At 37.2% G+C, this 9693-nt stretch carries 10 protein-coding genes and 1 pseudogene; 5 read left to right on the forward strand and 6 right to left on the reverse strand.

What is annotated here, in order from left to right:
* Positions 1 to 140: 140 nt before the first annotated feature.
* Together AC973_RS03055 and AC973_RS03060 are read right to left on the reverse strand one after the other, a co-directional pair.
* Positions 141 to 482 (reverse strand): P-II family nitrogen regulator, encoded by a 342-nt coding sequence (locus AC973_RS03055; RefSeq protein WP_048727151.1) that lies wholly within the window; start codon positions 480 to 482, stop codon positions 141 to 143.
* A 55-nt stretch (positions 483 to 537) separates the two neighbouring features.
* Positions 538 to 1773 carry an ammonium transporter gene (locus AC973_RS03060; RefSeq protein ID WP_048727153.1) on the reverse strand — a complete coding sequence of 412 codons (1236 nt, stop codon included), beginning with the start codon at positions 1771 to 1773 and terminating at the stop codon, positions 538 to 540.
* Between the two features lie 545 nt (positions 1774 to 2318).
* On the opposite strand from AC973_RS03060, the gene dfrG reads away from it, so the two are divergent.
* Positions 2319 to 2816 (forward strand): trimethoprim-resistant dihydrofolate reductase DfrG, encoded by a 498-nt coding sequence (gene dfrG, locus AC973_RS03065; protein ID WP_000868795.1) that lies wholly within the window; start codon positions 2319 to 2321, stop codon positions 2814 to 2816.
* Positions 2817 to 2887: 71 nt separating this feature from the next.
* Here the strand turns inward: dfrG and AC973_RS03070 are convergent, their stop codons facing one another.
* The 3 genes from AC973_RS03070 to AC973_RS03080 form a co-directional block, all read right to left on the reverse strand.
* Positions 2888 to 4840, reverse strand: a complete 1953-nt coding sequence (locus tag AC973_RS03070) for a hypothetical protein (RefSeq protein ID WP_000163792.1) — start codon at positions 4838 to 4840, stop codon at positions 2888 to 2890.
* Between the two features lie 6 nt (positions 4841 to 4846).
* Positions 4847 to 5083 carry a hypothetical protein gene (locus AC973_RS03075; protein WP_001159903.1) on the reverse strand — a complete coding sequence of 79 codons (237 nt, stop codon included), beginning with the start codon at positions 5081 to 5083 and terminating at the stop codon, positions 4847 to 4849.
* 267 nt (positions 5084 to 5350) lie between these two features.
* Complete coding sequence (locus AC973_RS03080) at positions 5351 to 5812, reverse strand: cadmium resistance transporter (RefSeq protein WP_378103371.1); 462 nt, start codon at positions 5810 to 5812, stop codon at positions 5351 to 5353.
* Between the two features lie 44 nt (positions 5813 to 5856).
* On the opposite strand from AC973_RS03080, the gene AC973_RS09945 reads away from it, so the two are divergent.
* Positions 5857 to 5994, forward strand: coding sequence for a hypothetical protein (locus AC973_RS09945; RefSeq protein ID WP_192828979.1), 138 nt, complete (start codon positions 5857 to 5859; stop codon positions 5992 to 5994).
* 51 nt (positions 5995 to 6045) lie between these two features.
* Here AC973_RS09945 and AC973_RS03085 read toward each other — a convergent pair whose 3' ends face one another.
* Positions 6046 to 7146 carry a glycerol dehydrogenase gene (locus tag AC973_RS03085; protein WP_048727156.1) on the reverse strand — a complete coding sequence of 367 codons (1101 nt, stop codon included), beginning with the start codon at positions 7144 to 7146 and terminating at the stop codon, positions 6046 to 6048.
* A gap of 358 nt (positions 7147 to 7504) precedes the next feature.
* On the opposite strand from AC973_RS03085, the pseudogene AC973_RS03090 reads away from it, so the two are divergent.
* The 3 genes and pseudogenes from AC973_RS03090 to AC973_RS03100 all read left to right on the forward strand — a co-directional run bounded on the left by AC973_RS03090 (position 7505) and on the right by AC973_RS03100 (position 9654).
* Positions 7505 to 8426: pseudogene (locus AC973_RS03090) on the forward strand (tRNA dihydrouridine synthase).
* Between the two features lie 578 nt (positions 8427 to 9004).
* A complete protein-coding gene (locus tag AC973_RS03095) occupies positions 9005 to 9376 on the forward strand; it encodes an SIS domain-containing protein (protein WP_225968923.1) in 372 nt (123 codons plus the stop codon).
* Positions 9373 to 9654, forward strand: a complete 282-nt coding sequence (locus AC973_RS03100) for a hypothetical protein (protein WP_048727162.1) — start codon at positions 9373 to 9375, stop codon at positions 9652 to 9654. The genes AC973_RS03095 and AC973_RS03100 overlap by 4 nt, the downstream gene beginning before the upstream one ends.
* Positions 9655 to 9693: the final 39 nt, after the last annotated feature.

Raw genomic sequence — 9693 nt, forward strand, 5'->3', positions numbered from 1 at the left:
AAAACACCTTATGAAATCTTTTATAAAACTGTGTTGCACTTAATTTGACAATTTAAGATAATTTAAAGAGGAGATTGACTATTTTTCGTGGTCAATCTCCTCTTTTTTGGCTAGTTTTGTCCCAGCCTCACGTAACAAATTTATAAGGCGTCGCTGTCGCGTTCCCCTGTACGAATACGAATAGCTTCATCAATAGTAGAAACAAAGAGTTTACCATCGCCAACTTCACCAGTACTTACTAACTTGCAAATAAGATCAATGATATCATCAACACGGTCGTCCGTTGTGATAATTTCAACTTTCACCTTAGCTAATAAGGTTGGTAATATTTTTTGCCCACGAACATATTCCGCAAAGCCTTGTTGATTACCGTTTCCCATTACTTGACTGATGGTCATCCCACTTGTAAAACCAGCTTTTGATAAGCCGTATTTTAAATCTTCTAATCGATCTGGTCGAATAATAGCTTCGATTTTTTTCATCGTCATCTTCCTTTCACTAACCCCTGTTAGGAATCAATTCCCATCACTACTCTTATTATGAATCAATGCCCATAAATGTTGGATAAGCTGTTTCCCCATGTTCAGAGTTATCAAGACCAATTGCCTCAGCACGTTCTGATACACGAATTGGCATGAAGAAGCTGATTACTTTTACAATGATAAAAGTAGCTAAAGCTGACCAGATGACAGTGAATAGAATTGCGGCAATTGTTACCAATAACAAGTGTGCATCACCGTATAAAAGACCAACGTTTGCTGGATCCAAAGCATATTCTGGAAGTGTGAAAATAGCTGTTACGATACCCCCGAAAATACCACCAATACCGTGACAACCAAAGGCATCTAAAGCATCATCATAACCAAATTTAGATTTCAATACTGAAATGGCAAAGTAACATACTGGACTAACAAGTAAACCGATAACAACGGCACTCCATAGAGAAACGAAACCAGCACCTGGTGTAATAGCAACCAAACCTGCTACTAAACCTGTGGAAGCACCTACAAGAGAGTAATGTCCAGTTTTAAAGCGTTCAATTAACATCCAAGATAACATTGCTGATGCAGCAGATAGATGTGTTGTTAGTAAAGCATGGATTGCTTGTCCGTTTGCAGCTAGCGCAGAACCTGCATTAAAGCCGAACCAGCCAAACCAAAGGATACCAGCACCTAGAAGAACAAAAGGCACGTTATGAGGGCGATAAACTAGGCGACCATGGTCACGACGTTTGCCAACCATCAAGGCTAAGACTAAACCTGAAACACCAGATGTGATATGAACAACATCACCACCAGCGAAGTCAAGTGTACCCCATTGAGCTAAAAGACCTTCGTCCCAAACCATGTGTGCGAATGGGAAGTATACTAAGAACAACCATGCAACGATAAAAATTAATAGGGTTGAAAAACGCATGCGTCCAGCTACTGCTCCTGTAATGATTGCAACCGTAATAATCGGGAACATCATTTGGAAAGCAGCGAATAAGGTATCAGGAATAACTAAACCACGTGTAGAGTCAGTTTCACTCAATCCGTTAAAGAATAGATGGGAGAAATCTCCAATGATACTGCCTTCTCCACCAAAAGAAAGAGAATAACCAACTACAAACCAAATGACAGATACAATGGCAATCGGAGCCACACTCATCAACATGGTATTGATGACATTTTTACGACGACCTAAACCGCCATAGAAAAATGCTAATCCGGGTGTCATGAAAAATACCAAAGCCGAACAAACAATAATAAAAGCAATACTTCCACTATCCATAAAAAGACCTCTTTTCTATACACATGTCAGGAAACCTTACATAACTTTTGTTTTTCCATTTGTATGTTAGATAATATATCGAAAAAAATGAAATCTGTAAATAACTTTTGAAAACTTTCTTAGTTTTTCATTAAAATATTTTAATGTTCCTTTATATACGGATTTTCAATCGCGATATACTAGTATTTATTAAATATTAACGAACGTTATTCAAGTTTATGTGAAAAAAGTTTGTATTTTCAAAGAAAAAAAAGAGTTGGCGAGAGATAACTAAGTAGTTCAGTTTTGGAGTACAAAATGACAAAATGTACTTCAAAATGGACTACTTTTTTCATTTTAACTTACATACCAAATTACATACAAAATGATTTATAAAATGCAATTGAAAATGATAATTGAATGAAAATTTGTGATTTTGTGGTATTATGATAATATAACTTATAGAAAAAATTGCTTATTCAACTAACGGGCAGGATAATGAGAAAAGGTTTTTTGATAGAAATAAGAAATTAGATGGTAAATTAGTTAAAAAGGCTGTGTTATAAATGAAAGTTTCTTTGATTGCTGCGATGGATAAGAATAGAGTGATTGGCAAAGAGAATGACATTCCTTGGAGGATTCCCAAGGACTGGGAATATGTTAAAAATACTACAAAGGGACATCCGATAATATTAGGTAGGAAGAACCTTGAATCAATCGGAAGAGCCTTACCTGACAGAAGAAATATTATTCTGACGAGAGATAAGGGGTTTACCTTTAATGGTTGTGAAATTGTTCATTCAATAGAAGATGTTTTTGAGTTATGTAAAAACGAAGAAGAAATTTTTATTTTCGGAGGAGAACAGATTTATAATTTGTTTTTCCCTTATGTTGAGAAAATGTACATCACAAAAATACATCATGAATTCGAAGGAGATACTTTTTTTCCAGAAGTGAATTATGAGGAATGGAATGAGGTATTTGCCCAAAAAGGGATAAAGAATGATAAAAATCCGTATAACTACTATTTTCATGTATATGAAAGAAAAAACTTATTGAGTTAACGGGTGCGTTAATTGAAGAAGAACAGTAAAGATAAAGCACAAGAGCTTGGGATTACTCCAAGCTCTTTTTGTCATTTGAAATAAATTATATCTTTCCAATCAAATTGTTTATCTGTAATCCCTAATCTTTGAGCAGGTGTCAAAACCTTTTTATCCGCTGATTTAAAAGGGCGACAAAAGTTGTAGTAAGTTCTTAGAATTGTAATCGCAAATTGAGCATACTTCGGATTGAAGTTAGCGTAAATATAGCTCTTCTTATCACCACGAGCTGTTGTTAATGGTCTTTCAAGAGATGATATATAACGTCTTATCTGTTGAATAAAGCTATTGGTCGAATGGTCATTAACATTTAATAGCATCTTTGCGATTTCGTTTGGTTCCAGAGCAGATAAATCCGTTCTACAATCAACTGAATAAAATCCTTTATCCTTAGTGGCTAATGGATGTTTGATAGGGTTATCGGCATATTTGCGATATCTTTCTCCATCTTTACTAATAGCCTCTTCGTGGAATTGATGACTTGTTAGTAATTCAGTTAGATAATGAGATGCCAAAGTCCGTAGAAACTTTGTTTTGAATCCTCTGATATCTCCCCAATCGAGCAGTTCTGCTTTTGCTTGTCCGAATTCTTTTAAGCATTGTTTTCTGCTTTTCGTCTTGTTAACTTGGCAAATAAAATGATGTGCATCGCTCAACCTTAATTCTTTCGTGAATACTCTATAAAAGGCGTTTCTAATAGAGAAGTCATCATCACTAATCATTCGCCATTCGTCGGCATTAACCATTTGTTTAATTAACCAATAGTGAGCAGTTGTAGTATAAGGAGCATCAACATTTAAACCATCGACAAATCTACTCCTATTAGTAATTTTCCCTAATTCGTGAAGATAAGCATTCCTATTTTCGCTATCGTTAGCGGATGGTTCTTGTGGATAATAAGACCAATCTAACCTATCATTTTTACGACTAAAAGTATTGAGATGGTCTTCTTTGAATTTTCTTGTATCTTCATTTAATTCATCCATTGAAATATTCCAATCATAGGCAACATCAGAACGGAACACATATCTTGATAAGACCTCAGCAGATACAACTATATACGTTTGCATATTAAGGTCTTCAAACCCCGTATATTTCTTTGAACCTTGTCCTTTCTTACGGACGTTATTTAGGTAGTAGTGCATCTTGTCCGTATTAAGCCACATCTCGTTAAATTTCTTTGTTTGAAGGGGTTGTGTCTCATATCGTTCTAAAAACTCCAAACAACGCCTATACAGCCACTCCAGCTTATGATAGTAGGTTCCAACTCCAATTCCTAAAATATCACAAGTACGACTGACTGAAACCCTTCCAACAACCATCTTAGCGAACATTGGAAGAATGGTGTTCTTTTGTTGGTGATAAGTAGTGGTTTCTTCTCTTTTTGGTAGAACATTAGTGAACTTCTTACACGCCTTACATTGATAGCGTTGAGATTTGCCCCTACTTTTCCCCCTTTTGTAAAATTGCTTCGGCTCATTGAATGGGGTTGATTCTTCTTCCGAGCAGCCTTCTTTATGAAATTGATAATCTGGCTCAACATCTTGGATGCTATTGATTTCTATAAGGCGTTTAATTTCTTCAACAACAGACCAATTAGATAAAGGGGTTACTGTACAGTTTTGCGATACACCTCTGCCAATAGGATTGTCATTGCAGTACATACCTTTATGACCTTTATCTTTGGAACTACCAGTCATTTTATATCGACTTGGTTTCCCTTTTACATCTTTGAATTTGTGCTGTTCTTTCCCAAAATTACAACAAAACGGATTGATGCAGTAATTATATTGAATGGGATATTCAGAACCGTTCCATTTAAAAGACGTTGGCAAGAACAACATTTTGTTATACCTTGTTGCAAATCGTTTTGGAGTTAATAAATCATATTGTTTAGCCCTATCTTTTAATTCTTCGTTTGAAATCGGAATTTTAACATCTACAATTTCATCTTCCTTCGTGGCTAATCTTTTAAGCTTGGTCATTGTCTATCAACCCACTCTATCTTTGATACCCATTTTTTCAACAATCCGCTTATTACTTCGCTTGTTGGCAATCCATTCAATAAACTTCTTATCGTCTAAAATGTTCAATAAGAATTCATCCACTGCTTCGCTTTCAGTACGCTCTGCATATTCAGCGTATTGCTTAACTATCACCCTTACTTGCTCTGATATTTCCCAATCCACAGACTTAGCGTTCTTATTTTTTGGCTCAAGAAATTGCATAGGAAAATGCACCCCTTTTTGCTTAGTAAATTGTAACCATTTTAACACACCAATTTGCATTCCTACAATAATTATTTCACGTTCGCATTTTTATATACATTTTAACTTACATTTTGTGGTGTAAATTAACAACAAACGTTGATTTAACAATAAAAAACGAGTATCAAATTCAGTTGCAATTTGATACTCATTTAGGTTTACATTTTCACTTTTTGTACTCCAAAACTGAACTACTTAAGAGATAACCAACTCTTTTTAATAAAAAATTTAGGCACCCAAGAAATGTTGGATGGTGCCATTTTCCCACATGATGTAAAACCCTAGCCCAATGAATACGACAGGGATGATGATTTTTTCATATTTTTCGATGGTTTCGGCGATTAATGGCAAACGGCTAAAGTGATATGAAATTGCGCATAAAGCGGCAACACCTACGGTAAAAACCGCTATAGCAACAAGAATTTGCCCCCATTCTAGGCTGGCGAAATAAGGGATGTATATCCCTAAATTGTCACCTCCAGAGGCGATGGTCACTAAGCTAACAGTCCAAAATAAGGATTGAGTACCGCGCCCTTCAATCTGCTCAACGGCTTCATCCGCCTCATCGTCATCAGTGAATATGGCCCGAATCCCTAAGATGAGTGGAATGATACCAAGTGTACCAATCATCCAGTCTTCTGGAACAAAATTTAACATATAGGCAAAAAAGAGACTCACTAAAACGAGCACGGCGGTGCCAAGGTACTCACCCAGATATACTTGCCAATGAATTCTTGAAAGTTATCAAGGCGAATGACGTAGCAAATATTCAATTACAAGCCAATAGCTTAGTCCCAGAAACACTTACTTCATTCAATGATAAGGTTAAAGTAGCGATTGCGAACCCTACTCAAAGAAAACGTGCGAATTAGAGGCTAGTTTTGTCCCAGCCTCTTCAATTTTGGAATTGGTCATTTTTATTCTTATTTGCGGCCGGTTACGTATGCATCTACAGCAATCAAAGCATCTGCAACGTCTTCAGCTGTGACGATATATGGCATGTTGTGAATTGTTTCGCCTTCAATTGTGGCTTGTTTCCCCACGCGAATCAAGGCGTCACGGTCTTCGGGATCCAAGTGTAATTCTTTTAGGGTAGTAGGTAAGTTTAAAGCTTGATACAGGTCGATGTAAGCATCAATTTCTTCAGTTGGACGATTTTCCATAAAGAGTTGTGTTAGCGTACCATAAGCAACTTTTTCACCGTGGGTTAGATGATGAATGTCACCTTCTAAAGCTGTGAAACCATTATGGATAGCGTGGGCAGCTGCAAGACCACCAGATTCAAAGCCCAGTCCACTAAGAAGCGTATTGGCTTCAATAACATTCTCAACTGCTGGTGTGACTACATGTTTTTCAACGGATTTAAAAGCTTTAACTCCGTCAGCGAACAAGACTTCCTTACTCTTGTCTCCAATCGCTTGAGCAGCTAAAGTTGTTTTCCCACCGGCCATGGTATCGTGGTTACCAGTCATAGTTGGCCGCATTTCAACTGCAGTTGCCAGTGCATCAGCGATTCCTGAAGCGAAGAAACGAGCTGGTGCTTGCGCAATAATTTGACTATCTAATAGGACTAAATCGGGATTCTTCTTGTAGAATCGGTATTTCTCAAATGTCCCTTCCTCAGAGTAAATAACAGATAACGCAGAAGTCGGTGCATCTGTAGAAGCAACTGTTGGTAAAATAGCTACTGGTGACTTTAGGTCATCTGCAATGGCTTTCCCTGCATCAATGGCTTTCCCACCACCCAGTGCTAAAACAAGATTTACATTATTATCTTGGCCAATTTTCGTCACGCGATCAATCTCCGCAGTAGAAGCCTCACCTTGAAAGGGCTCCCGGATAATAGTCATGCCAGCTGCTGTCAATGAGTCAGTTAGGGTTTCCCCAACAATTTCCCAAACAACATCATCTGCTAGCAGTAAGGCCTTATCACCTAACTTTTGAATGTAGTCTACAGCTACTTGACTTGTTAAAATATTTTTACCTTGAACATAATGTGCCGGACTTGCAAATACCCTAACCATAATAAACCTCCTAGTTTATGTTACAAAATTCACAATTAAAACCACATATATAAAAAGCAATAAAACTGTTAATCCTATTTACATGTGAATTATATCACAAATAAAAAGAAGATGATACTAATTTAGGGTAAGTTTCGAGAGAATAAAATATAATGATGATATAAGATATTTTGCTTCCAATTGTGGTTCAGATTTGAGATAATGTAACGCTGTAAGCAAAAATTCTAGAGTAAGTAAAAAAGCGAATAGCTTTTTTATTTTGTATTCAATTTATAAGAAAAAGAGAAAGGAATTTATTGTGGAAGAAAAGAAAAACTTTTGGCAAGAATTGCCACGACCATTTTTTATTTTAGCGCCAATGGAAGATGTGACAGATACTGTTTTTCGTCATGTAGTTCAAAAAGCAGCTAAACCAGATGTTTATTTTACTGAATTTACCAATTCAGAATCATATGTACATCCAAAAGGTCGCGATTCATTAAATTCACGATTACTATTTACAGAAGATGAAAAGCCTATCGTAGCGCATATCTGGGGAGACAACCCTGATCATTTTGCGGCAATGGCTAAAGGGATGAATGAAATGGGCTATGCTGGTTTAGATATCAACATGGGATGCCCAGCACCTAACGTGTTTAAACACGGTCGAGGATCAGGGTTAATCCTCCGTCCAGATGTAGCGGTTGAATTAATTCAAGCAGCTAAAGAAGGTGGCCTACCCGTTTCAGTGAAAACAAGACTTGGCCACCAAGACACGGAAGAATATAAAGAATGGCTTAGTCTGTTGTTAAAGCAAGATATTGCCAATTTATCGATTCATTTACGGACCAAGACGGAAATGTCTAAAGTAGACGCTCACTGGGAATTGATTCCAGAAATCAAAAAAACTACGCGACGAAATCGCACCACAAACCTTATTAACCATTAATGGTGATATTCCAAACCGTCAAGTCGGTCAAGAATTAGTGGATAAATACGGTGTTGACGGCGTCATGATTGGTCGTGGGATTTTCCATAATCCATTCGCCTTTGAAGAAGAAGCACGTGACCACTCGCCAAAAGAATTGTTGGATTTATTCAGATACCACTTGGATTTGTTCGACGAAAATGCTGCCAAAGACGGTCGTCCATATAAACCATTACGTCGTTTCTTTAAAATCTACATCCGCGCATTCCGTGGTGCCAACGACTTACGGATTGGCCTAATGGAAACTGAATCAACGGAAGAAGCACGCGCATTGCTAGATGAATTTGAAACCAAATACCTAGCGGATGCATAATATAATTGCGAATATGATAAAAAGGCCACTTTCACGTGGTCTTTTTTAGGTGGTTTCTAAAATTTTTGATATTATAAGGGTGAACACGGAAGCAGTTATGATAGCAGATATTTATAGAAGAAAAGTATCAGGTCCTTAACTTGATTCGATAAGACGGTATGAAGATGACTATACGGATATTGGGTTGGCTTATTAACCTCATCGCATTATTCCTATTTCTAACCACCGCAACACTGATTTTAATGGGGATTACGCTATGATCATTTTCATGCTCTTCCTCTTCCTAGCCTCCAAACTACCTTTAGCCATTAGATATTCAGAAGTCTTCGCAAGACTTCGAGAACCAGAAATTTTTCGGAAACTAGCCGGAGAAGGGCTTATCTTACTCGTCGCCATTATGATTCGGGTCTAGATCTATTCGGGCGTATTATTGCCATAACTTCTTGCAAAATAAAGAAACACATCTAAGCTGACAGAAAGCCTATTTACCTAAGCCCTCTGTTTTTTTTTTGATTATTCTTGGGCCGATTTCCTAATTTTGGAACAGGGTGCGGGTTAGAAAACTTGTCTCAATAAAATTGAACAATAAATTTTCTATCGATATTTCAGCACCTTTGGAGCTAAAAATTGCGAGTGCATCTATTAAACCTGGAGATGTGCTGATTGTGGCGTCTTTTAGCGGCAATGTGGCATTGATTGAACGAGAATTGAAAATCTTTAAGAGTAAAGGGGCCATCCTGATTGCGGTGAGTGAAATGCATACCAGTTTATTAGCTAGCTTAGCCGATTATACAATTTATTTTAAAACAACACGCTTTGATTATAAGGATGAAGCCTTTGCATCTATGTTACCTATCCACCAAGCCACCAACTTATTAGCAATCGCCTATTTTGAATATGTGCGAAAACAAGAACGATTACAGAAAGAAAATGAGGAGCGTGACCTATGACCAGAAAAAATTTAAGTCGAATGGTACATTTTGTGATTATATTACTGGTTATTGCACCCATCTTATATGTTGCCCTATTAACTTTCCAAGGCAACGCGCAAGGACTGGGTTTACTAGAAAACTTGACCACGAATGTCTCTACAGTGATTTCACTAATGTCTGCATGTATCCTGCCTTTTGCGGGCTTTTTAATCAAATCTAAGTGGGATCAAATTGACCAAACACAAGATAGTCTAGGACAATTTTATTTAAAGTCACCCCTTGAGAAAACCGTGTAATTCATTACATGGATGAATCAAGTTCTAGGGCGACCGTCA

The sequence above is a fragment of the Carnobacterium sp. 1290_CSPC genome, assembly GCF_001053265.1.
GTDB lineage: Bacteria > Bacillota > Bacilli > Lactobacillales > Aerococcaceae > Aerococcus > Aerococcus urinaeequi.

Excerpts from the sequence above, each read along its gene's own strand:
- AC973_RS03055 (WP_048727151.1), bottom strand. The coding sequence starts at position 482 with ATGAAAAAAATCGAAGCTATTATTCGACCAGATCGATTAGAAGATTTA.
- AC973_RS03060 (WP_048727153.1), bottom strand. The coding sequence starts at position 1,773 with ATGGATAGTGGAAGTATTGCTTTTATTATTGTTTGTTCGGCTTTGGTA.
- dfrG (WP_000868795.1), top strand. The coding sequence starts at position 2,319 with ATGAAAGTTTCTTTGATTGCTGCGATGGATAAGAATAGAGTGATTGGC.
- AC973_RS03070 (WP_000163792.1), bottom strand. The coding sequence starts at position 4,840 with ATGACCAAGCTTAAAAGATTAGCCACGAAGGAAGATGAAATTGTAGAT.
- AC973_RS03075 (WP_001159903.1), bottom strand. The coding sequence starts at position 5,083 with ATGCAATTTCTTGAGCCAAAAAATAAGAACGCTAAGTCTGTGGATTGG.
- AC973_RS03085 (WP_048727156.1), bottom strand. The coding sequence starts at position 7,146 with ATGGTTAGGGTATTTGCAAGTCCGGCACATTATGTTCAAGGTAAAAAT.
- AC973_RS03100 (WP_048727162.1), top strand. The coding sequence starts at position 9,373 with ATGACCAGAAAAAATTTAAGTCGAATGGTACATTTTGTGATTATATTA.